We start from the raw sequence: 23,181 nt of genomic DNA, 5'->3' as shown, positions 1-23,181 counted from the left end.
TTTTCAGCTTTGACGATGTAATCAACGCTTTTGAGCGGCGTCACCCGATCATAATTGGCGGCTAAAAAGCCACATTCCAGTTCACTTTTTCTAGCGCATCAAAATATCTATTTAAATTGGCGTGGTTTTCATCTGTTTCATTGAAAGAAAAATCATCTTCCAGAATAAGTACTCGCTGCCATTTGTTTTGCTGAGCCAATTCCAGTGCAGCAATATGAGAAAGAGTACAACCGATAAAACCGGGCGTATGTTCAATCGCTTCCAGTCGTACTATTTTTTCTTTTTCTACACCCATTTTTTTTAAGTGTCTGGACATACGTACACGACGATCTTTCCGATGATTCAGATTGATAAAAATAACTTTATCGATAATTTTCCAATTAATTAACGTCATCTTTTCTAATTATTTATTAAATTTGATTGTTAAAATAGAGATGAAAAAATACCGCTAATTTGAGCGGTATTTTTAGACAGTTTGATACCGCACCTACAACAGCGATAACCCACACAGCAAACTATAATCCGCCGTATTGCCCGCCTCAGCAATAAACGGGTTTTGCTGCTGCCAGCCGCGTAGCGCGCTCATTAACAGCGCAACGTCATCCTGAGTTAATGTCCCCTGCTCGTGACGAATCGCACACAGCATTTTGATATGGAAGAACTGACGCGCCAGCCCGAGGAACGCTTCACCGTAGTTGCTGACGTTCAGGCCGGGGAAAATGCCACTATAGAGCTGATAAATCAGGGTGTTGCGTAGAGCATGCGGCTGTTCATCAAACAACGCAATGTCATTCCACGCAGATTCCAGCTGCTGCTGACGTTCTGCCAGACGAGCGTCCTGCATAATCGACAGCTCGCTAAGTTTCAGCGCCATACCCATTTTCTCAACCATCGGCAGGTTCAGATTCAGGCGCATCGCTCCCATCTCTTTGAGCGCGGCAATACGGTTTTCTGCAATCGGCGGCAGCATGGCAAACTGTTGTGCCAATACGCCTTGTTCCGCAAGCTGCGCCAGCTGTTCGCCCATGCTGGAGAGCAGGACCGGATCGTTCTCGCCGTTATCGCGATGCTGCTGTGCTTTACTCAATAGCACGCCGATAGCATAGAGACTCACATCAAGATTCAGCGCCGGATGCACCGCCAAGTTGATGCACTGCTGATTAAGCATCTCGTTCCACGCCGAAAGCGGCTCATCGCTCTGCGCCGCCGCTTTTTCGGTATGCAGCACAAAGGCCTCCGGGTTGAACAACATCTCTTTGGCCGCCGTTTCGCAGCCAATATCCAGGCTTTCACGCTGCTGGCTTTTCAGCTTCATGCTGATGTGCGGCCAGCTTTCATCGCTGCTCTGACAGGCCGGACAGGCGCATGGCGTCTCGCGCGCATCGAAACGTGAGACGAATTCAGGTTGGTAATGTTCAATCAGTTCCATGTTGGGTCTCTTTAGCAGTCTCGGGTTCACGGTGTTTACGGAAGAACCAATGCGTGCAGTCAATCAGCTCGCCGGTTGTCGGGTGCGGGTGATGCTGTAAGAAGGCGAAGCTTGGGCTAAAGCCCAGCCACATCGCGTTCTTACTCATCAACGCCGTCCAACAGCGATCAAGGCTCACGTCCTGTTCGATGGCCTGACGATAGGCATCCAACAGCACCCCGTAATAGCCCGCATTCACCGCATAGGCGCATGCGCACCCGGCGTTATAGATCCGCGCAACCCCTTGTAAAGACTGGGTCGGCGTAAAGTTTTCGTAGCGGCCGCCCAACAACAACATCTGCCAGTCAACCTGATTCAGGCCGTTTAGCAGCTTGTTGATGTTATTCACGGCATTCTCTTTTCTGACAAATTGCAGCTCGGCATCAAGCAGCACGACGTTTTGCCACTCCTGCTGCTTCGCTTGTTCAAGCACCTGATAATGCGTTAAACGCTCGGCAGCGATGGCAGACTCCGCCGGGACTTTAGCAACCGGCACGATTTGTCCTGCCTGTACGCCCAGCGCCAACAGAAACTCGCAGTACGTAGGCAACCCGGCTTCCTGTTGCGAGTCATACAGCACGACAATTTTTTCAAACGCCGTCCAGTTCACCTGGGTGCTCATCGGCGCGGTGCTCAGACGGCGATAGTGCGCCAGCAAATTGGCATCACTGACGAAATCTTCCAGCGTTAAATCCACCGGCGTAGAGCTGTCGAGAATAAAGTCTTTGTCGTAGGTATTGCTGCTGTGCGAGATGCACAAAATCGCCTGCTTTGGGTCAATCTGCTGAACCGGAGTCGTAAAATTATTGAGGAATCCGCCCTCTTCCGCTTTCGTGGCTTCATCGTCATAACGATGCTTTTTCAGCAGGTTGCGGTGATAGCCGAAAGTACCGTTTAACGCGTGGCGCTGTCCGAACGAGTGGGTCAGGTAGATTTTGTCCAGATGGCTATACCAGATGTAGATCTGGTCACTGCCGGAGAACAGGGCGTTGTTCGCCTGCATCTGCGCCACCTGGTGGGCGATTTTGTTCGGCGCGTAATAGTCATCGTCATCAAAGCAGATGATGTAGTCACCGGTCTCAAGATCGTTGAGGCGGTTACGTTTATTGCCCAGCGTCAGCCGTTCGGGGCTGTGGATATAGCGCACATTCGGCTGTGAAGGGTCGCTCATCATCGCAATCAGGTCGGCGTTGCTGGTCGGCGAATCGTCGAGAATAATCAGCTCGCGCCTGTCTGCTGGATAGTCCTGGTACTGCCAGATATAAAGCAGATAGGGCAGAAACTCGCGACGGTTATAGGTTGGACACACCACGCTCACAAACGGCGTTGGCTGCGGTTGCGTGCGCTGCTGGCGTGCCAGAAGCGCCGACATCAAAGTAGGTTTGGTCGTCGTCATCATCGTTATCGTTGGCGGGCAGTGGCCTGCTGTTGGCGCAGCCAGCATTGGGCGGAGATAGAGTCAGTCATTTTTTGCTCGCGGCGGTTCATTTCCATCAGACGGTCGCTACGTTTGGCATCCAGCACCAGCTCAAGGCTTTTTTCCCGCCGGGACTCGGCCAGCAGGTTACCCTGAATCTTTTGGGCTTCGAGATGCGCCAGCGCTTGCTCCTGCTTTTGCCAATCGATAACACGCTGAATATTGTGTTTATATTTCGACTGGTTAATCATCATCGCCGCACTATTGGCGCTTTGCGTCACCAGTCCCGTAGCCAACGACGTCAGCGCATCAATGTTTTTCTCAAAACGCTGACAAACCTGCTTTTGCGTCGCCAGCTTGAGGCTTAAATCGTCCACCGCGCGGTGACGCAGCAGGTGAAGCTGTTCAAGTGTCGAAATCAATTTGCTCATCGCGTATTACCCTGCTTGCGCCAACGTGCGTAGATCGGTGATGGTGGAATCCATAAGCGCCGCATCCTGCACTTCTTGCTGTAAGAACTGCGTGATAGCCGGGGAGAGGCGCACGGCCCTATCGGCCAGCGGATCGGCCCCGGCAACGTACCCTCCGAGCGGGATCAGCGGTTTAATGCTTTGATATTCGGCATACAGTTGCTTAAGCGTTCGTGCAGCGAGTTGATGTTCACGGCTGGTGACCTGGCTCATACAGCGGCTAATAGACTGCCCGATATCAATGGCCGGATAGTGTCCTGCCTCAGCAAGATGACGCGACAGAACGATATGGCCGTCGAGCACCGCACGCGCGCAGTCAACAATCGGATCCTGCTGATCATCGCCTTCCGCCAACACGGTGTAGAGGGCGGTCAACGATCCTGTACTTCCACTGTTTCCCGCACTCTCCACCAGACGGGGGATCATGCTGAAGGCTGAAGGCGGATAACCTTTGGTGGCGGGCGGTTCACCGAGCGACAGTGCAATCTCGCGCTGCGCCATGGCATAGCGGGTCAATGAATCCACCAGCAACAGCACGTCTTTGCCTTTATCGCGGTAATAGCTGGCGATGGTGTGGCATAACTCGGTCGCCTTAATACGCATCAGCGGCGATTCATCCGCCGGTGCCGCCACAATCACCGACTTCGCCAGCCCGGCAGCCTGGAGCGAGTTTTCGATAAACTCTTTGACTTCGCGACCGCGTTCGCCGATTAGCCCCACCACAACCACTTCGGCTTGGGTGTAACGCGTGATCATCCCCAGCAGCACGCTTTTGCCCACGCCGCTCCCCGCCATCAGCCCCACGCGCTGGCCTTTGCCGATGGTCAGCAAGCCGTTGATTGCACGTACGCCCACATCCAACGGCGCTTCCACCGGCTGACGTTTTAATGGGTGAATCTGCGGCAGCTGCTGCGGCAGTAACGTCTCACCACCCAACTTACCTTTGTCATCCAGCGGCTCGCCGAGGCCGTTGACCACGCGCCCCAGCCACTGATCGCCAATCATCACGCCTTCGCTTTTTCCAGCAGGAAAAACGCGGGCACCGGCAATCAGGCCGGAAGGTTGTTTGAACGGCATCAGGTAGGTGACTTCACGGTCAAAACCGACTACCTGCGCTTCTATCATCTCTTGCTCGATGCTTTCGACATGGCACATCTGGCCAATCGCCAACCGACAGCCGACACACTCCAGCAAAATGCCGTTGACGCGAACCAGACGCCCGGCCACGCGGGCGAGATCGATATGCTCTATGGAGCGCAGCGCCTGCTCGAAATCAAGGTTGCTCATGGACCGCTTCCGGCAGCAGATTGTCTTTTAGCACAGCGACGCACTGGTCGAGGCGATGTTGGCATCCCACGTCCATTTCAGTGGTATCGGTCACCACGCGACATTCGCCCGGCTCTAACGCGGGATCGGCGGTAAGCCCCCACTCGCGTGCTTTCTCCGGCTCCGCCTCATTGATACGGCGGAACTCTTCGGCGTTAAGCAGCACGCGGATCTGCTCCGGCGGCTGCGGCAGGCTGGTTAGCGCTTCTTCAACCAGTGCAAGTAATTGGGTTGGATGAAGCGCCAGCTCACAGCGAATCACCTGACGAGTCACTTTTTCCACCAGTTGCATCAGTTCTTCACGGCGGCGCTGTTCGTAGCTTTCAAGAAAACGCTGAACGTCAGCGGTCACACGCTCAAATGGCGCAGCGGCTTCCAGAAACTGCTGGCGTGCCTGCTGTTTACCTTCCGCCAGACCTTTACGCATTCCCTCATCAAAGCCAAGACGCGCGCCTTCCTGGTAACCTTCTTCTTTCCCTTCGGTCATCCCTTGGGCAAAGCCCTGATTAACGCCTTCGCGAAAACCTTCCTGCAACTGCTGCTGATAGGCCGCAGGATCGGCGCCCGCGCCGGTTTCCTCTTCGACGGGTGCGTGAGGATTTGCCCAACGCTTACGTAACGGAGGAAATTGGTGCAGTCGCGGTTTCACCACGGCCTGGCGACGAGAGGTCAGCGCCTCCAGCGGAAAGCTGCGTTTCTTAAACATGCTTAGTCCACCGTCTGCTCTGCGAACAGCTGTACCTGGATTTCACCTTCAGCGACCAGCTGGCGTAGAGTCTGCATAATCTCTTTACGCACCTGCTCAATACGACTGACGGGCACAGGCCCCAGACGGTTGGTAGTGCTTTGCAGCAAGGTCACCTGGCGCTTTGGCATCACGTTGAAAATAGCCTGACGCAATACCGGCTCAGTGCCTTTGAGCGCCACCGCCCATTCGTCGATTGGCACTTCATCCATCAGGCGCTGCAAGGTCACCGGCGTCTGGCGACTTAAGATAAAGAATTCATACATTTCGTCCTGGAGATCGTCCACCACGCTCTCATCACGTTCACGCAGCTGATCCAGCAGTTCTTGCTGGTTGTTGGGAATACGGTTGACGATATTGGCGGCGTGCTTGATGCCCACAACCTTCGAGCCGTGTTCGGAGAGCACGGCAATTCCGCGGTCAATCAGGCGATCCAGCTCATCAATCACATCACGGTTGATGTCGTCCAGGCGGGCAACGCGGTAGATAATTTCATCCTGGCGCTCGCGCGGCAGAACGCTCAGCACGCTGGCGGCAATATCCGGCGGCAGAAAGGCGAGGAACACTGCCTGCAATTGCAGATGTTCCTGCTCAATCAATGCCGCCAGTTGTGGGGTATCTACCCACTGCAGGCGCGCCATGCGGTAGCGAATTTCATCGCCGTAAATACCGTTAATCACGCTGCGGGCAATTTCGCCACCCAGCGCTTTTTCCAGAATGCTTCGCAGGTAAGAGCGCGATGCGCCATTGATGCCACTCTGCTCGCTGTAATCAGAGAAAAAGTTATTCATCGCCTGACGCGCCTGATTTACTTTCACGTCATGTAAGCGCGCCATGGTTTCGCTCAGCAGCACCACCTCTTCGCGGTTGAGTTTCTGCATGACCTGCGCGGCCGCTTCTTCACCTACGCTTAGCAGCAGGATCGCCGCCTGCTCAAGGCGGCTGCGGCTGCTGACATTATTAGTCTTGCTTGCTGTTGCTTCGGTCATTGCTGTTGATCCATTGTTTCAGAACATCTGCGACGCGCTCGGTTTCGCTCTGGGCCAGAACCTGGAGATACTCCACTTTGGTTTCAAGGCCAGAGCTTTGCGGCGGCAGCAGCTCATCATTATTGTTAAAGCCCACTTTCGGCAGTGCGGAGAGATTGTCTTCTACCACCGTGGAGTCATCGGTCAGCAGATTCTGGTCTCGCTGACCGGCATCCTTAACAACGCGCTCACGACGACCGAAACGTTGCGCCAGCGGACGCACGCCAAACAGCAGGGTCAGCAACGCCAGCAAGCCTATGCCGCCGCTTTGTCCCCAGTACTGCATATCCGGGTCTTTCCACCATTTCTCACTCAGCACGCTGTCTGCCACGGGTACCGTGAAGGCCAGCACATCAAGCGTTAGCGCATCACCACGCTGCTTATCGATTCCGGCGGCGCTCTCCACCAGACGCGTGATGGAGGTCAGTTGCTCAGGTGTAATATTGGCGAGCGCAGGCGCCGTCTGATTGAGCGCAACAGCCACGCTCATCTTCTCAAGCTTGTAGCCCGGATGACGGATGTGGCGGATATCGCGGTCGAACGCATACTTGCGCTGTTCCTGAGTGCGATTCATCAAGGAACGCGGATCGCTGGTATTGGTCGATGCCGTGTTCGCCGCCGGAGCCGGAGCCGCCGCATCTGCACCCGCTGCCTGTGCGGCAGCCGCCTGCGGATTCTGATTTACCGGGCGATTACTCAGCGAACCTGGAATACCGAAGGCCATTTCGTTGGTGGTATTTTCCTGACTAAGCTGCTCATCGCTGACGCGCGGATCTTTACCCAGACGCTCCTGAGTCTCTTCCACACGGCTTAAATCAACGGTCGGCGCCACGCTAATACGGTAATTACCGGCACCCACCAGTGAGGTCAGCAGGCTCGAGATATTTTTGCTCGTGTCTTCACGGATGCGCTGCATCACGTCGTCGCCCATGCGTTTGCCCGCCATGGTGCCATCCGGGCCAGCAACGCCGTCAGACAGTAAGTTCCCCATCTGATCGACAACACGAACGCTCGCCGCCGCCATTCCCGGTACAGAGCCGGAGACCAACTGCACAATGGAAGCGACCTGTTGCTCATCCAGCTGTTTGCCATAGCGCAGCTGCACCACCACGGAGGCGCTGCTATTGGGTTTATTAGTCAGGACAAAGGAGCTGGATTCGCTTAGTCCCAGGTGCACACGCGCATGCTCAACCGGGTTTAGCGCCATAATGCTTTTCGCCAGTTCGCCTTCCAGACTGCGCTTGTAACGCACGTTCTGAATAAACTGGCTGCTGCCGAGCATCTCTTCTTTATCCATCAGCTCGTAGCCGTCTGGCGACGCGGCGCTAATGCCTTTTGCCGCCAGCGCCATACGTGCTCGAGAGAGGTTATTTTCGGTGACCAGCACCTGGCCGTTATCAGGGTTAATACGGTAGGCGATATTCTCCGCCCCCAGCACTTCAACCACCTGAGAGACAGGAATACTTTCCTGTGCGCCGTACAGCGCAACGTAGCCCTGATTGCTTTTCCAAAGCGATGCCACAATGGCCAGCGTGAGCACCACGCCGCCAACAATCATCAGCAGCTTAGGATTCATCACGCCAGCAGGGACTGGGAGGGCAGGAAGACGATTTTTGATTTTGTTTAACACGGTACAGACCTTACAGCGAAATATTCATCACTTCGTCCAGCGCGCTATTGAGCTTATTGCGCACCTGCATCATCGCCGAGAAGGCCACGCTGGCTTTCTGACTCTCAATCATTGCGCCGGCTAAATCGTCGCTCTGACCCATATCAATGGCGGTCTGTTTTGCCCCTGCGCTGTGCTGTAGCGCATCAACATTGTTGATGGCGTTGTTCAGAACGCTGGAAAACGAGACAGGTTCCATGCGGGTAAATGCACCGTTTGCCGGGGCTATTTCCTGCGAGGAATTTATCGTACCGGCAGAAGCCAGCATGGCGGTCTGCTCCATTCGACCGAGCAGCGCCTGTTGCGCGGTGTTAATACCTGCGGCAGCTATTTTGTCCATTATTGTTTCCTTCCTGGCCTCAGGAATAACATTCAATATCAATGCCTTCGTCACGCATGGACGCAAGACGGTAGCGCAGTGCTCTTGGCGTAATGCCCAGGAACTCCGCCGTTTTAGATTTGTTGCCTTGATGGCGTTTTAGCAGGTCGATGATGTACTGATATTCCGCCAGACGTCCGTGCAGTTTGACGTCACGAATCGCCGAGCTTCCCGTATCCTGTTCACGGTAAGCGGGCATCATGCCCACAGCCGGGGTTTCCGGCAGCGGAACACGCGGTACCAGACCGAAGTCAGCGGCTTTAATTTCGTCACCGTTACCGAGGATCATGCCGCGCTGGATAACGTTTTCCAGCTCACGCACATTTCCCGGCCAGTCATAGCCGAGCAGGGCATTTCGGGCATCATCACTTAAGCGAACATCGCCTTTATGGAAGGCGCGGTACTTGGCGATAAAACGCTGAACCAGCGGTAAAATGTCCTGCTTACGTTCACGTAATGGCGTGATGTGAATCGGCACCACCGAAATACGGTAAAACAGATCCTGGCGGAAACGGCCTTCGGCAATCTCTTGCTGCAGGTCTTTATTGGTTGAAGCCACCAGACGAATGTCGAGGGGAATACGTTTATGGCTTCCCAAACGTTCGACTTCCTGCTCCTGCAATACGCGTAATAACTTCGCCTGTAATGAAAGTGGCATATCACCAATTTCATCCAACAGCAGCGTTCCGCCGTTTGCCTGTTCAAACTTACCGGCGACACTTGCTACTGCACCGGTGAATGCGCCTTTTTCATAACCGAATAAAACGGCTTCCAGCATACTTTCTGGAATAGCCGCACAGTTAACCCCAACATACGGAGCATCGCTGCCACAGGCGTGTTCATGGATATATTTAGCAACGCATTCCTTACCTGTCCAGGTTTCGCCGGTAACCAATACGGAAACATTATACTTGGCAACGCGACGAGCTAATGAGATTACGCCCACGCTGGCAGGGGAAACAGCCACAAAGCTATTTCCATTACGGTCTTCACGTTCAATGATAATGCTCATTTTGGAGTACCAGTAAAAAAGAACAAATAGAAGAATAGGTTAAACATTTATTAGCGGCATGATAAAACCACATTGCTACACGGAGAGTTAAAAGCACATTTATAATGCTAATAAAGATTTAATACTGCGATATCTACACGGGGAAAATACTCTTCCGTGGAAATATTCCGCCTAGTATACCCAGCGACTAAGAATTGTCCCATTTTTAATGAGTATTAAAACATTAATTCATAAAAATCAACAATTTAAGATTGATATTAATCTGCGAGATAGCGGAAAAATAATGGATTAATAAACGAAATTCTATTGCAATAAAAAGAGTATAAAGGTTTAATCCACACCCTGAATAAAAAGGTGTGCGAGTTTTTTGTCATCGGGGAATCTTCGATGCTGAGGTAAAGCGTCACAACATTCTCAAAACTCAAATGCAACCAGGAAATAATTTCGTGCCCATTGTCCGTTAACAAAAAGCACGGGCAATAGTCTCATCAGGCATTTATAGCAAAGCGGAATAATCATGTACCCTGCTTCACAGAGAATCAGAATCCATCATCAGGATAATCTTCCCGATCTGGTAAAACTCGATGTCAGCAAACTCGGTCGTCCATGGCATAAACTGCCTAAGTTAATGAACGATAATTTTGATATCCTTGATGCACGTCTGAGCATTTACTTTCTGAAGAAGCTACGTGTTAACGCCGCGTTAGAATCTATGAGCTTTGCTATCGACCAGCATTATAAAAATGCCCAAATATTCTCAACACCTTATGGCAATATCGCTTTTGTTATCGACCGTATTTTATTGTTAAATATTCTTCATGATTATTATGGTCTGAGCAAAGACAGCAGCCAAATTGAGCCTGATGTATCACTACCGATCACCAAAACAGAAGAACGTCTAAAAAGTAAGTTGGGCCAGGAGCTCACCTCACTGGCTATTTGCAAAGAGACCTTTGGTGAAGACCTGGATATTAAAGTCGATTATTCCACGGTCATCAGTCAGTGGGCGTGGTGTATCACCTTTACGCTCGAAGGGTACAGCAACGGCAGCTTTTCCATCCTGCTCGACAACCACCATGTTGACCAGATGCTGGCGACTTTACGCACGCCGGATGCCCATGAACGCGACATTGAAAAGAGCACAACCTTAAGCACCGGGCAAATCGAACGCCTGTTCGACAGTCTGCCGTTGACGCTTACCGGCCGCCTGGCCAGCCTGAATCTGACCGTCGCGCAGATTGCTGACATCAAACCTGGGGACATTATCCCTATCGCAATTAATGAACCTTTACCGGTCTTTATCGGTAAAGAACAGATTTTTGAAGCCGCTATCGCCGAAGATCGCAGCAAGCTTTTCTTGTGCGATATCCATGATAAGACAACCGAGAAGCAATATGAGTGATTTGCAACATGAGCTGAGCCAGTCCCTGGATCTGGACGACCTGAACCTCAGTGATATGACACAGGACGAGACCGTTGAGGGCAATATCCGCCTCGATTTGCAGCCAGAAATGCGTAACACACCGCTGACCGACGTTCGTCGCATGGCGCTGTTTAGCCGTATCCCTGTGACGCTGACGTTGGAAGTCTCTTCCGTCGATATTTCGCTGGCTGAACTGATGGCGGTGAACAGCGATTCTGTCATCGAGCTGGATAAAATGGCCGGTGAACCGCTGGATATTAAAGTCAACGGCATTGCCTTTGGTAAAGCAGAGGTGGTTGTCTTAAACGACAAGTACGGCCTGCGCATCATCGAGTTCAACGCCAAAGAGCTGGGTGAGCTGACCCGATGAACCGCACGCTCTACCGCAGCAGTTTTTCACTGTTGCTGCTCATCGGCCTGTTGTTCGCCCAGCCCGTACTGGCAGCGAACGGCGACATCACGCTCTTTAGCACCACCGCAAGCGGCGCAGGCCAGGATTACAACGTCAAAATTGAAATCCTGATCCTGATGACTCTGCTCGGCCTGCTGCCGGTGATGATGCTGATGATGACCTGCTTCACCCGCTTTATTATCGTACTGGCGATCCTGCGTCAGGCGCTGGGTCTGCAACAAAGCCCGCCTAATAAAATCCTTACCGGGATTGCGCTGGCGCTCACGCTGCTGGTGATGCGCCCGGTGTGGACGACGATTTACGCCGATGCGGTAGAGCCATTCCAGAACGACCAGATAACCCTTAAGCAGGCGCTGGTGAAAGCGGAAGCGCCACTGAAGAAATACATGCTGGCCCAGACCAGTAATAAAGCGATGGCACAGATAATGAGTATCGCCGGCATTGAAGGCGACGCACGCGAGCAGGATCTGACCATCGTGACCCCCGCCTATCTACTGAGCGAGCTGAAAACCGCCTTCCAGATTGGCTTTATGATCTACATTCCATTTCTGGTTATCGACCTGATCGTCGCCAGTATCCTGATGGCGATGGGGATGATGATGTTGTCACCGCTTATTGTCTCACTGCCGTTTAAGCTGATGCTGTTCGTGCTGTGCGACGGCTGGACGCTGATTGTCGGCACGCTCACCGCCAGCGTACAGGGAATATAGCGATGATGAATATGGACACCGCCGGTGACATCATGGCATCGGGTATTCACCTGGTGCTGATGATCTCCGCCGTGGCGATTATCCCCAGCCTGCTGGTCGGCCTGTGCGTGAGTATTTTCCAGGCCACCACCCAGATTAACGAACAGACGCTGAGTTTCCTGCCGCGTCTGGTCGTCACGTTAGGGGTGCTGATTTTTGCCGGAAAGTGGATGCTGACGCAACTGGTCGACTTTACCGTGCAGATTTTTCATCAGGCGGCGGCGCTGGTCGGTTAAGCCATATGGGAATCGATATTCAGGCGCTTTGGACGCCCATTTTAGCCCTGGTGCTGCCTTTCTTTCGCATCCTGGCATTCCTGCAGTTTGTTCCGGTGCTGGATAACCGCGTCTTCTCACGCCGTATCAAAGTCGGCTTCGCCATTGCGCTGTCCATCATTATTACTCCCATGTTGCCCAATAACGTGGTGCTAACCGAACTTATCTCCCTGCGCGCCATTTTGCTGATTGGTGAACAACTGCTGTGGGGATTTTTGTTTGCCACCGCGCTCCAGCTGGTGTTTGTCGCGCTGCAAACGGCGGGAAATATTCTGTCGATGAATATGGGGCTGGGTATGGCGATGATGAATGACCCGGTTAACGGCAGCTCCACCACGGTGATTTCGCAGATTATTTATGTCTTCTGCGCTCTGCTATTTTTCATTATGGATGGGCATCTGCTGCTGGTGACCATTCTGTTTAAAGGCTTTAGCTACTGGCCAATCGGTCAGGCAATTAATCAGCCGACATTATTATTAATCATTCAAGGGCTCGGCTGGATTATGGCCTCCGCGACGCTGATTGCCTTACCCACCACTTTTGTGATGCTGATTGTGCAGGGGGGATTCGGCCTGCTTAACCGCGTGTCACCGACGCTGAACCTGTTTTCACTGGGTTTCCCCATCAGCATGCTGTTTGGCCTGCTGTGTATTTCGATGCTGGTCACCAACATTCCTGAGCACTATCTCCATTTAACCAATGAAGTTCTGGCGAAGCTTGATGCCGTGAGGGTGCAGTAATGGCCAGCAGCGGCGATAAAAGCGAAAAACCCACAGCCGGGAAGCTGCGCAAAGCGCGGGAAAAAGGGGACATTCCCCGTTCAAAAGATTTGACCATGGCGGTCGGTTTGGTGGCCTCGTTCTTCACTCTGGCGACCTTCCTGCCCTACTACCAGCAGTTAATTGGCGAGTCATTTACCGCCGCGAGTACGCTGGCGCGAGATCTGGATAATCCCAACGTACTGAACCAGTTTTTGCGTCTGAATCTGTGGGTATTGCTGCGTTTTATCGCCACGCTGGTGCCAATTCCTCTCGCTTGCATTGTGGCAAGCCTGGTGCCTGGCGGCTGGATTTTTACCCCCAATAAGCTAAAACCAGACTTCAAGAAGCTCAGCCCGATTAGCGGTGTAAAACGCATGTTCTCCGCCAGCCATTACACCGAAGTCGGCAAGATGATGTTGAAATGTGCGACGATCCTCGCCGTTATCTACACGATGGTGCATGACCAGATGGACAGCCTGCTGCACCTCCAGCGGCTGTATCTTTACCAGGCCATTGGTCACGGTTTTGCCATTTTCCATCACGTTATCAGCTACTTTGTCGCCGTTATCGTTATTTTCGCCCTGCTAGATGTGCCGCTGAGCAAATTTATGTTCACCAAGAAAATGCGCATGACCAAGCAAGAGGTGAAAGAAGAGCATAAAAACAACGACGGGAACCCGCAGATTAAAGGCCGTATCCGCCAGTTGCAGCGCCAGATGGCGATGGGGCAAATATCGCGCACCGTACCGGAAGCCGACGTCATCATCACCAACCCCACCCACTACGCCGTGGCGTTGAAGTACGACCCAAACAAGGCGGAAGCGCCCTATATCGTCGCCAAAGGGATTGATGACGTGGCGCTGTGGATCCGTGAAGTGGGTGCCAGCCATAACATCGAAGTGGTGGAGTTTCCACCGCTGGCGCGAGCGGTGTATTACACCACTCGCGTTAATCAACAAATCCCGGCGCAACTATTTCGCGCCATCGCTCACGTGCTGACTTACGTGATGCAGCTTAAATCCTGGCGTGAAGGCCGCGCCGAGCAAAAACCCCGCCTGAACAGGCATATAGACATTCCTCAAGAGGTATTAAAAGCCAATGGCGAACAGTAAGATGCGCAACGCGCTCAGCGTGCTCCGCAAGGGGCAGATTGCTGTACCTATCCTGCTTCTCTGCGTGCTGGCGATGGTTATTCTGCCGCTGTCGCCGCTGATGCTGGACATTCTTTTTACCTTCAACATCGTACTGGCGGTTATCGTGCTGCTGGTCGCGGTCAATATGCAGCGTCCGCTGGACTTTGCTATCTTCCCGACGCTGCTGTTGATAACCACGCTGATGCGATTGACGCTTAACGTCGCTTCCACGCGCGTGGTGTTACTAAAAGGGCATGAAGGCGAGGGGGCCGCCGGTAAGGTTATCGAAGCCTTCGGTCAGGTAGTGATTGGCGGCGATTTTGTCGTGGGCTTCGTGGTGTTTATCATCCTGATGATCATCAACTTCGTGGTGGTCACCAAGGGTGCGGAACGTATCTCCGAAGTCTCGGCACGCTTTACGCTGGACGCCCTGCCGGGTAAACAGATGGCTATCGATGCCGATCTTAACGCCGGTCTGATTAACCAGTAGCAGGCGCGTACTCGCCGCCAGGAAGTGGCTAAAGAGGCCGATTTCTATGGCTCAATGGACGGCGCGTCAAAGTTTGTCCGTGGTGATGCCGTTGCCGGGATCATGGTGCTTATCATCAACGTGATAGGCGGTATCTGTATCGGTATCTTCAAATACGATCTCGATGCCGGTCATGCTTTCCGCCAGTACGTACTGCTGACCATCGGTGATGGTCTGGTTGCACAGATTCCGTCACTGCTGCTGGCAACCGCCGCGGCGATTATCGTCACTCGCGTTAGCGAAGGCACCGATGTCAGCGACGAAATCAAAACCCAGCTACTCTCCAAGCCGAAAATTCTGTATACCGCCGCCTTCGTGATGTTCGTCCTTGCGGTGGTTCCGGGCATGCCGCACATCGCCTTCCTGAGCTTTACCGCCCTGCTGCTGTTTGCGGCCTGGCGACAAAGCAAGGCCGTACAACCGGCACCACAAGAAACCGACATGGAGGCGATAAGCGAGGCGTTAGCCCCGGACGCGACGCCTGCGATCACCTGGGACAGCATTCCGCTAGTCGAACCCATTGGCCTGAACCTCGGCTACAAGCTGGTGACGATGGTCGATGAAGCGAAAGGCAGCCCGCTATCCCTGCGCGTGCGCGGGGTGCGTCAGGTCATTTCAGAGCTGTGCGGCGTGCTGTTGCCAGAGATCCGTATCCGGGAGAATTTCCGCCTCAAGCCCGCGCAATATGCGATTCATATCAACGGTATTCGTACCGCGTTAGGCGAGGTGAATGCCGAGAAGCTGATGGCGATCCCCGGCACCGAACTGTACGGTGAAATTGATGGCGTGCTGGATACCGACCCGGCCTACGGCATGGCGATTGTATGGATTGACCAGGAGCAAAAAGCCAAGGCGCTGAACCTTGGCTATCAGGTGGTGGACTGCGCAAGCGTGGTGGCCACCCACGTCAATAAGGTCGCCCGCGAACACTTACCAGACCTGTTTAACTACGACGATATTACGCATCTGCATGCTCGTCTGGCGCTCCAGGCACCGAAGCTGGCGGAAGATTTAAACGCGGCGCTCAACTACAGTCAGCTGCTGCGTATTTATCGCCAACTGCTGCTGGAACAGGTGTCGTTGAAAGATATCGTAACCATAGCCTCCACGCTGCTGGAAAGTTCGGCGGTGACCAAAGACCCGGTGCTGCTAACGGCAGACGTGCGCTACGCGCTGCGTCGAGCCATTGTGCATAACATCAACGGAGATCGCCCACAGTTGGCGGCTTATACCATGGATAATCAGCTGGAAAATATGCTGCTGGGTGCGCTCAATCAGGCACAGCAGGCCGGTAAAGTGACGCTGGATAGCTTCCCGGTCGACCCTAATATTCTGACCCAATTGCAAAATACGATGCCGATGATTTACGAGCAGATGAAAGCGAAAAGCTTACCGCCGCTGTTGTTGGTAACGCCACAACTGCGCCCGGTAATTTCACGCTATGGAAGACTGTTTGCCAGCGGGCTGCATGTACTGTCATACAATGAAGTGCCGGACGACGCCGATTTGAATGTGGTGGGGACATTAGCGTAGCCCACCCGAGGCATTTGTAGCCCGGACGAGGTGCGCAAGCACCGACTCCGGGGAGACTCGGGAACTAATCCCGGCGGCGCTTCGCTTGGCCGGGCTACCTGTGGACGTAGGCAGGAAAAGGCAAAGCCACCATCCGGCAATGTGCGCGGTTATGCCTGATGGCGCGTAGCTTATCAGGCCTGCATGTTGTCAATGCTCACAGTATCTACTGATCTAAATAGCGCAATTTCCATTCAGCGATAGTGCGCGGCATCAGCGCCGCATCATTCCCCAGCGTGCTGAAATAGGAAAACACCAGCTTACCTTTGCTGTCAGGCTGGATCCGCGCCGCCCAGATATTGCCGCCGGTGTACATCACAATGGCTGTGCGGGTGTTGGCAGCACCTCGAACCCACATTGATACCACCGTCGCCCCCACGTTATCGATATCCTCGGTGTAGATATAAATATTCGCCGTGTCGACAAACTTCTGATAATCATCGCCAACCAGCGCGCGAAAACGTTCGTCCATTTTCGTATCGGCAAAAATTTTCAGCGACTGGAGTGTCGCTTTAGGTCGCGGGTCGGTATCTGACTTCAAATAGCGGCCATCAATAAACGCGCCGTTTGGCATCGATAGACGACAGCCCCAACCTGCATTGCTGTAGGCCTGTATGGCTCCACTTTTACGCGGAATAAACAACACCTTACACTGCTTGCTATCGACCATATCGTCAATCAGCACCATGCCATATACCTTGCGCGCCTCGGCGGTAAACTCATCCTTATTTATCCCTGCCCAGATACGAATATCGGCAGTAATTGACCAATCTGCGCTATGGCTGAACTGCACCCGTCCGCCGCTCATATTGGCCGAACTGGTGTTCCACCAACGCCCATCCCACTCAAAATCGGACTCGACTTCGGCTATTTTGCTGATTCCGGCATAGTAGGCGCGCTCAATGCAATCATTTGATGAACACTCATCCAACGACTTTTCCCACGCGACGTACTCGGCGTGCACAATGCGTGCATCGCGGTAGACCAGCATCGCACGGTAGACGTTCGACATGGTGTCATCCAGCCAGTTCAGGTTGTCGTTATTACAAATGGTGTTTTCAAGCGGCGTTGACGCGCGCTGGCAATTCACAGCAAAGGCGCTGGAAGCAGTCAAGGCCATCGCAATAATCAATAAATGAATCAGGCGCTTAATCATTAAGGATACTTTTTGTGCAGAAGAGAACGGTATTTTGGCTAAAACCATAACTTATTGCAATAAATCACCTTAAATAATTCACCACACAAATAATTTACAACCGGTTTAAGTTATCAACAAATATTGTCGCTTGTAGGCTGAGTGTTCATTCTTTTGGATTATCCGGTTATGAAGATAGATAGTATCAATTACACGCTTTCGGCACTTTCTTCGATCACATCTTTGGAAAACACCGAACGTAAACCGCTGGGCATTACCCGTGAAAGCGGACAATACAGCCCACAAGGCGGGCATTGGCAACTTTCGAGCGCGGCAGTTTCAGCCGTTGTCAGCCTACGTAGAGGCGACGTTATGCCTTATTATCAAGGTAAACCCGCAACATGGTCGTTAATTCAGTATGACTTGAATCAGGAAGCTGAGATCTAATATTTAACTAATGATTCACTACTGAAAATTAATTTAACGTCCTGTACTCATCGCGGTAAGAATAATATCTCTTACCGCGTATCTCATTTTTTAGTAGCGTAATAGTCTGCTCTCGGACCTGAAAGCAAGCCCGTAAACGGTGATCGCGCGCGCGGACAAAAAACCGCTAACCAGCGAAGATGAATCATCTTTTTTCTGCGCCGTGCACGACGCCGTTTTTTTGTTTATTCAGGAGATCCCATGACCACCTACACGTTCCCGCAAAATTTCTTCTGGGGCGCGGCTGCCTCTGGCCCGCAAACCGAAGGCGCACAAGGCAAGCCGCACCGCTCTATCTGGGACAGCTGGCACGCCGAGCAGCCGGAACGTTTCTACAATGGGATTGGCCCACAGACGGTATGCAACACACTAAATCGCTACAAAGAAGATGTTGCTCTGATGAAAAACATCGGCTTTAACTCGTTTCGTACCTCGATTCAGTGGTCACGGCTGATTGACAATCTGGAAACCGGCGAGCCAAACGCCGATGCGGTCCAGTTTTATCACGATTACTTTGACGAGATGATTGCAAACGGCATCGAGCCAATGATCAATCTCTACCATTTCGATATGCCAGAAGCGTTACAAAAGCGCTATGGGGGCTTTGAGTCCAAACACGTTACCGATCTGTTCGCCCGTTTTGCCGCCACGGCGTTTCGCCTGTTCGGCCACAAAATCAAATACTGGATAACCTTCAACGAGCCGATTGTGCCGGTGGAAGGCGGCTATCTGTATGACTTCCACTATCCGTGCAAAAAAGATGGCAAGCTGGCATCACAGGTGGCATTCAACATCATGTTGGCGCATGCCAAAGCGGTACAGTGCTACCGCGAGCAAAATCTGCCGGGCGAGATTGGCGTGGTGCTTAACCTGACGCCGTCCTATACCCGCAGCGACTCGGTGGAGGATAAGAAAGCGGCATGGTATGCCGACCTGCTGTTTAACCGCAGTTTCCTCGACCCGCTGGTGAAACATCAGTTCCCAAAAGAGCTGTGCGAACTGCTGGCGCTGCATAACTGTTTACCGGAAACGACCAAAGATGAGGTGGATCTCATCACCGATTCGCAGATCGATTTCCTCGGCGTGAACTACTATGTGCCACGCCGCGTTCAGGCGCGCGAGACGCCGTATACCCTCGACTATTTCTCACCTGAGTATTATTTCGAGAACTACGTTGATCCGAACGGTCGCTTCAACCCGTATCGTGATAACAACGAAATTCACCCGCAGGCGATTTACGATATTGCCGCCAATATCCGCGACAATTACGGCAATATTAAGTGGTATCTCGCCGAAATTGGCATTGCGATGGATCTGGAATCTGAAGGGCCAGTGCAGGAAAGCGGCGTGATTGAAGATGGTTTTCGTATTGGGCTGATGGAGGAGCATCTGGTGCAGCTGCACCGTGCGATTGCCGACGGAGCGAATTGCTTTGGTGTGCACCAGTGGACGTTTATCGACAACTGGTCCTGGCTCAACTCATTTAAGCGTCGTTATGGCTTTTATCGCCTCGACCTCGACACCGGGGCGCGGCAGATTAAGCGCAATGGGTTATGGTTTAAGGAACTGGCGGAAAATAATCAGTTCAGCATCAAGTAACACCTATCGGTCCCCTCTCCCTTCAAAAGGGAGAGGGAGCAAACCGTAACTATATTGGCCTAATCCCTTGCAACAGCACTGCCAACGCATTGCTGACGATAACCTCCGGCGTCAGCATCATTAGCCGCTCGTCATTGCGCATCCGCGAGAACGGCACCAGCACCAGGCTCAGTAACGTCGTAAACAACAGCTCCGCCGTCAGATTCGGGTTCACCTTGCCCTCTTCCTGCCAGCGTTTCACCATCGCCAGCGTGGCGTGATATTTCTCCTCGCCAAAACGGGCATGCAGATGCTGGCGCAATATCGGCATTTCGCCAATCACCTCCTGCATCCACAGCGGCGCAAACCACTCATGCTGCGCGGCAATGCTGGCCAGCGTCTTCACCATCTCGCTTAACGCCTTCACCGGGGAATCGGGATATTCGCCAAACACGCGGGTAATTTCGGCGCGTAGCGGCAAAAATCGCTCTTCGATCATCACATCGAGCAATTGCTCTCGTGAATTAAAATAATAATGCAACATTGCTGGCGTGACGCCTGCTTCACGGGCGATGGCGTTTAGTGAAGTGCGGGCAATCCCCTGCTGGGAAAACAGCCGCAGCGCGATACCAATCAACTGTTCACGATTGTCGGCATTAGGCTTGTTGCCACGTGGACGCCCAGGTTTACGCGGCTGAAGAGGGTCTTTTTGTGCTGGCATAGTGACGGGATCTCTTGACCTCTGAATGATCTTCAATAAATATTAATTATACATTTAATTAATTTCAAGCGAGAACATAATGGCGTCCGAAATATCGACGAACGCGCAGCCACCGCAGCAGACGGGGGTCACCTCCATCCGTCTGTTGTTCAGCGCGCTGCTGTTAGTGATGCTGCTCTCCGCACTCGACCAGACTATCGTCTCGACCGCGCTGCCGACCATTGTCGGTGAGTTGGGCGGTCTCGACAAACTCTCGTGGGTGGTGACGGCCTATATCCTCACCTCCACTATCGTTGTACCGCTGTACGGTAAGTTTGGCGATCTGTTTGGCCGCAAACGGGTGCTGCAAATCGCTATCGTGCTGTTCCTCGTCGGCTCCGCGCTGTGCGGACTGGCGCAGAATATGACCCAACTGGTGCTGATGCGCGCTCTGCAAGGGCTGGGCGGCGGCGGGCTGATGGTGATTAGTATGGCGGCCGTCGCCGATGTGATCCCACCCGCTGAACGTGGGCGCTACCAGGGGCTATTCGGCGCAGTGTTTGGCCTGGCAACGGTAATTGGCCCGCTTATCGGCGGCTTTATCGTGCAGCACGCCTCCTGGCGCTGGATTTTCTACATCAACCTGCCGCTGGGGCTGTTCGCGCTGTTTGTTATCGGCGCGGTATTCCACTCCAGTAACAAGCGCAGCCAGCATGAAATTGACTGGCTGGGCGCGCTATACCTGACCATGGCACTGGTGTGCATCATCCTGTTCACCACTGAAGGCGGCACGGTGCGCGAGTGGAGCGACCCGCAGTTGTGGTGCATTCTGGCCTTTGGTTTGATTGGCATTGCCGGGTTTATCTACGAAGAAAAACGGGCGTGGGAGCCGATTATTCCACTGTCACTGTTCCGCAACCGCAGCTTCCTGTTATGCAGCCTGATTGGCTTTATCATCGGTATGTCGCTGTTTGGGTCGGTCACCTTCCTGCCGCTTTATTTGCAGGTAGTGAAAAATGCCACGCCGACCGAAGCCGGGCTACAGTTGATTCCGCTGATGGGCGGGCTGCTGCTGACCTCGATTATCAGCGGGCGCGCCATTAGCCGCACCGGAAAGTACCGTATCTATCCGATTGTCGGCACCTTAATGGGCTTCATTGGGATGGTGCTGCTAACGCGCATTACCATCGACTCGCCAACCTGGCAGCTGTACCTGTTCACCGGCGTGTTGGGCATGGGGCTGGGGATGGTTATGCAGGTGCTGGTGCTGGCTGTGCAAAACACGGTGAGCGCCAACCTCTATGGGGTAGCCACGTCCGGGGTAACGCTGTTCCGCTCAATTGGCGGGTCGATCGGCGTGGCGCTGTTTGGCGCGGTCTTCACCTCGGTGCTGCAATCGCGGCTCACCAGCCTGCTGCCTGAAGGGGTAGGAATGCCGAAGGGAATGAATCCGGTCGCCATTCATCAGCTTCCTGAGATGATTCGCACCGACTATCTCGATGCCTTTGGTGCGGCGATCCACGCGGCATTTATTATGGCGGCCTGCATTATGGTGGTGGCGTTCGTGCTGTCGTGGCTGTTGCAGGAAGCGCCGCTGAAAACGCGGCATGAGTAGAGGGTGCCGGATAGCGCTGCGCTTATCTGGCCTACTCGATTCCGTAGGCCGGATAAGGCAAAGCAGCCATCCCTTAAAGCTCTTTAGTAAGATAATGCCGCGCCATCCCCACTAACGGAAAATCTTCCAGCGTGTTCACCAACTGATAGCCCTGTTTTTGATAAAACGGCAGGGCCTGGAAGCTGATGGTATCCACCAGCGCATGCCGACACCCTTTCTCCCGCGCGACGCCCTCTGCGTTTTTGATAAGCTGGCTACCCGCCCCCTCACCGCGTACGGTTTCACAGACCCACAGATAGTCGATGCTTAACCAGTCGCCCTTGCGTTGCCCAATCAAGCCACCGCGCATCACACCCTGTTCATCGCGGAGATAAACGCAGATATCGCCCCAGCTAGCGGCATCGACAAACTGGCGGTTATAAGCGCGCAGTCCGGTCAGAAGTTCTGCTTTGTCATCTTCGGTTATTATATCTTTAATTAATAATTCCATCGTTTACCCGCTTAATTTCGTGCTATCCACAATTTAATTTCACAGAAAATCCTTATTTCCTCCACTATTTTCTGCGAGAAAAAGCAGCGTCAGAAATATTCCAGATAATACTTTTCAAAGACGCCTGAAAACGTATAATTGACGAAAAATGAGAACGATCATTCTCAACATTCAACACGGCGGAGATACGCAATGAGCAGCAAACTGGAAGCCCGACAAAAAGCCCGTCAGGACGACATCCTGACCGCTGCCCGTCGCTGTTTTCGTCAAAGCGGTTTTCACGCCGCCAGCATGTCAAAAATTGCCGCCGAAGCGAAACTGAGCGTCGGGCAAATCTACCGTGAATTCAGTAACAAAGACGCCATTATCGAAGCGCTTATCCGTCGGGTCATCGATCATCGTATTGCCGAAATGGAAGGCAAAACGCAGACCCATCTGATGCCGCATATGCTGGCGTGGCGCGTGACGCTGAATGAAGACGACGATGCGCTGATGCTGGAAATGTCCGCCGAAGCCAGCCGCAATCCACAGGTCGCTGCCTGGTTAAAAGAAGCCGATGAACGGATGTTCGACAACGCCTGTGACCATCTGCGTAAGGCGTATCCACATCTTAGTGAAACGCGTATTCGCTGCTGCGTTGAGGTAATGGCGGTGATGGTTGAAGGAACGATTTATCGTCGTCAAATCCCGCAGCAGGTAGCATCAGAAGAGATGGAAAAAATCTATCAGGACATCATTAATATGCTCGTATTGCCAAAGTAATTAATACCACTTAATCATCAGGGGAATATTTTTCCCCCTTTTGTCGT

23 protein-coding genes and 1 pseudogene are annotated in these 23,181 nt (G+C 53.0%); 11 read left to right on the top strand and 13 right to left on the bottom strand.

Annotated elements, in window-relative coordinates; genetic code table 11:
* Nucleotides 1-61: 61 nt before the first annotated feature.
* The 10 genes from U0026_RS00380 to U0026_RS00335 form a co-directional block, all read right to left on the bottom strand.
* Nucleotides 62-394 (bottom strand): glycosyltransferase family 25 protein, encoded by a 333-nt coding sequence (locus tag U0026_RS00380; RefSeq protein ID WP_241973924.1) that lies wholly within the window; start codon nucleotides 392-394, stop codon nucleotides 62-64.
* Nucleotides 395-487: 93 nt separating this feature from the next.
* Nucleotides 488-1,429 (bottom strand): hypothetical protein, encoded by a 942-nt coding sequence (locus U0026_RS00375; protein WP_062779136.1) that lies wholly within the window; start codon nucleotides 1,427-1,429, stop codon nucleotides 488-490.
* Nucleotides 1,416-2,867, bottom strand: a complete 1,452-nt coding sequence (locus U0026_RS00370; protein ID WP_241973921.1) for a glycosyltransferase family 2 protein — start codon at nucleotides 2,865-2,867, stop codon at nucleotides 1,416-1,418. The genes U0026_RS00375 and U0026_RS00370 overlap by 14 nt, the downstream gene beginning before the upstream one ends.
* A gap of 2 nt (nucleotides 2,868-2,869) precedes the next feature.
* Nucleotides 2,870-3,316 (bottom strand): flagellar export protein FliJ, encoded by a 447-nt coding sequence (gene fliJ, locus U0026_RS00365; protein ID WP_062779139.1) that lies wholly within the window; start codon nucleotides 3,314-3,316, stop codon nucleotides 2,870-2,872.
* Nucleotides 3,317-3,322: 6 nt separating this feature from the next.
* Nucleotides 3,323-4,642, bottom strand: coding sequence for a flagellar protein export ATPase FliI (gene fliI, locus U0026_RS00360; RefSeq protein ID WP_062779142.1), 1,320 nt, complete (start codon nucleotides 4,640-4,642; stop codon nucleotides 3,323-3,325).
* Entirely contained in the window at nucleotides 4,629-5,387 is a 759-nt protein-coding gene (fliH, locus tag U0026_RS00355) for a flagellar assembly protein FliH (protein WP_062779145.1), read from the bottom strand. The genes fliI and fliH overlap by 14 nt, the downstream gene beginning before the upstream one ends.
* Before the next feature lie 2 nt (nucleotides 5,388-5,389).
* Nucleotides 5,390-6,415, bottom strand: a complete 1,026-nt coding sequence (locus U0026_RS00350; RefSeq protein WP_062779148.1) for a flagellar motor switch protein FliG — start codon at nucleotides 6,413-6,415, stop codon at nucleotides 5,390-5,392.
* Nucleotides 6,387-8,084, bottom strand: coding sequence for a flagellar basal-body MS-ring/collar protein FliF (gene fliF, locus U0026_RS00345; protein WP_062779151.1), 1,698 nt, complete (start codon nucleotides 8,082-8,084; stop codon nucleotides 6,387-6,389). Before fliF ends, U0026_RS00350 begins: the two co-directional genes overlap by 29 nt.
* A gap of 10 nt (nucleotides 8,085-8,094) precedes the next feature.
* A complete protein-coding gene (locus U0026_RS00340) occupies nucleotides 8,095-8,463 on the bottom strand; it encodes a flagellar hook-basal body complex protein FliE (RefSeq protein ID WP_062779154.1) in 369 nt (122 codons plus the stop codon).
* A 19-nt stretch (nucleotides 8,464-8,482) separates the two neighbouring features.
* Complete coding sequence (locus tag U0026_RS00335; RefSeq protein ID WP_062779157.1) at nucleotides 8,483-9,514, bottom strand: sigma-54 interaction domain-containing protein; 1,032 nt, start codon at nucleotides 9,512-9,514, stop codon at nucleotides 8,483-8,485.
* Nucleotides 9,515-10,031: 517 nt separating this feature from the next.
* Here U0026_RS00335 and U0026_RS00330 point away from each other — a divergent pair.
* From U0026_RS00330 to U0026_RS00300, 7 genes and pseudogenes are all read left to right on the top strand, one after another.
* Entirely contained in the window at nucleotides 10,032-10,916 is an 885-nt protein-coding gene (locus U0026_RS00330; protein ID WP_062779160.1) for a FliM/FliN family flagellar motor switch protein, read from the top strand.
* Nucleotides 10,909-11,307: a flagellar motor switch protein FliN gene (gene fliN / locus U0026_RS00325; RefSeq protein WP_062779163.1), complete on the top strand. Its 399-nt coding sequence runs from the start codon at nucleotides 10,909-10,911 to the stop codon at nucleotides 11,305-11,307. Before U0026_RS00330 ends, fliN begins: the two co-directional genes overlap by 8 nt.
* Nucleotides 11,304-12,059 carry a flagellar type III secretion system pore protein FliP gene (gene fliP / locus U0026_RS00320; RefSeq protein ID WP_062779166.1) on the top strand — a complete coding sequence of 252 codons (756 nt, stop codon included), beginning with the start codon at nucleotides 11,304-11,306 and terminating at the stop codon, nucleotides 12,057-12,059. The genes fliN and fliP overlap by 4 nt, the downstream gene beginning before the upstream one ends.
* Nucleotides 12,060-12,061: 2 nt before the next feature.
* Nucleotides 12,062-12,334 carry a flagellar biosynthesis protein FliQ gene (gene fliQ, locus U0026_RS00315; protein WP_062779169.1) on the top strand — a complete coding sequence of 91 codons (273 nt, stop codon included), beginning with the start codon at nucleotides 12,062-12,064 and terminating at the stop codon, nucleotides 12,332-12,334.
* 5 nt (nucleotides 12,335-12,339) lie between these two features.
* Nucleotides 12,340-13,113: a flagellar biosynthetic protein FliR gene (gene fliR / locus U0026_RS00310; protein ID WP_062779172.1), complete on the top strand. Its 774-nt coding sequence runs from the start codon at nucleotides 12,340-12,342 to the stop codon at nucleotides 13,111-13,113.
* Complete coding sequence (gene flhB / locus U0026_RS00305) at nucleotides 13,113-14,246, top strand: flagellar biosynthesis protein FlhB (RefSeq protein WP_062779175.1); 1,134 nt, start codon at nucleotides 13,113-13,115, stop codon at nucleotides 14,244-14,246. The genes fliR and flhB overlap by 1 nt, the downstream gene beginning before the upstream one ends.
* Nucleotides 14,233-16,329, top strand: a pseudogene (locus tag U0026_RS00300) (flagellar biosynthesis protein FlhA). Before flhB ends, U0026_RS00300 begins: the two are co-directional and overlap by 14 nt.
* A gap of 205 nt (nucleotides 16,330-16,534) precedes the next feature.
* On the opposite strand, the gene U0026_RS00295 reads toward U0026_RS00300, so the two are convergent.
* Nucleotides 16,535-17,524, bottom strand: coding sequence for a lysozyme inhibitor LprI family protein (locus U0026_RS00295; protein WP_062779205.1), 990 nt, complete (start codon nucleotides 17,522-17,524; stop codon nucleotides 16,535-16,537).
* Nucleotides 17,525-17,692: 168 nt separating this feature from the next.
* Here U0026_RS00295 and U0026_RS00290 point away from each other — a divergent pair, with 168 nt between their 5' ends.
* Both U0026_RS00290 and U0026_RS00285 read left to right on the top strand, forming a co-directional pair.
* Nucleotides 17,693-17,950: a hypothetical protein gene (locus U0026_RS00290; RefSeq protein ID WP_126440946.1), complete on the top strand. Its 258-nt coding sequence runs from the start codon at nucleotides 17,693-17,695 to the stop codon at nucleotides 17,948-17,950.
* 240 nt (nucleotides 17,951-18,190) lie between these two features.
* Nucleotides 18,191-19,588, top strand: a complete 1,398-nt coding sequence (locus U0026_RS00285; RefSeq protein WP_062779178.1) for a glycoside hydrolase family 1 protein — start codon at nucleotides 18,191-18,193, stop codon at nucleotides 19,586-19,588.
* A 49-nt stretch (nucleotides 19,589-19,637) separates the two neighbouring features.
* On the opposite strand, the gene U0026_RS00280 is transcribed toward U0026_RS00285, so the two are convergent.
* On the bottom strand, nucleotides 19,638-20,288 hold the full coding sequence (locus U0026_RS00280; RefSeq protein WP_062779181.1) for a TetR/AcrR family transcriptional regulator: 651 nt from the start codon (nucleotides 20,286-20,288) through the stop codon (nucleotides 19,638-19,640).
* A 79-nt stretch (nucleotides 20,289-20,367) separates the two neighbouring features.
* Between U0026_RS00280 and U0026_RS00275 the strand changes: the two genes are divergently transcribed.
* Nucleotides 20,368-21,882, top strand: coding sequence for an MDR family MFS transporter (locus U0026_RS00275; RefSeq protein WP_062779184.1), 1,515 nt, complete (start codon nucleotides 20,368-20,370; stop codon nucleotides 21,880-21,882).
* 73 nt (nucleotides 21,883-21,955) lie between these two features.
* Here U0026_RS00275 and U0026_RS00270 read toward each other — a convergent pair whose 3' ends face one another.
* Entirely contained in the window at nucleotides 21,956-22,372 is a 417-nt protein-coding gene (locus tag U0026_RS00270) for a GNAT family N-acetyltransferase (RefSeq protein WP_062779187.1), read from the bottom strand.
* A gap of 192 nt (nucleotides 22,373-22,564) precedes the next feature.
* Between U0026_RS00270 and U0026_RS00265 the strand changes: the two genes are divergently transcribed.
* Nucleotides 22,565-23,134, top strand: a complete 570-nt coding sequence (locus U0026_RS00265) for a TetR/AcrR family transcriptional regulator (RefSeq protein WP_062779190.1) — start codon at nucleotides 22,565-22,567, stop codon at nucleotides 23,132-23,134.
* Nucleotides 23,135-23,181: the final 47 nt, after the last annotated feature.

The sequence above is a fragment of the Kluyvera intermedia genome (genome assembly GCF_034424175.1).
GTDB lineage: Bacteria > Pseudomonadota > Gammaproteobacteria > Enterobacterales > Enterobacteriaceae > Kluyvera > Kluyvera intermedia.
The sequence above is the reverse complement of the archived record's forward strand: the minus strand, read 5'-3'. Positions and strand labels throughout refer to the sequence as shown.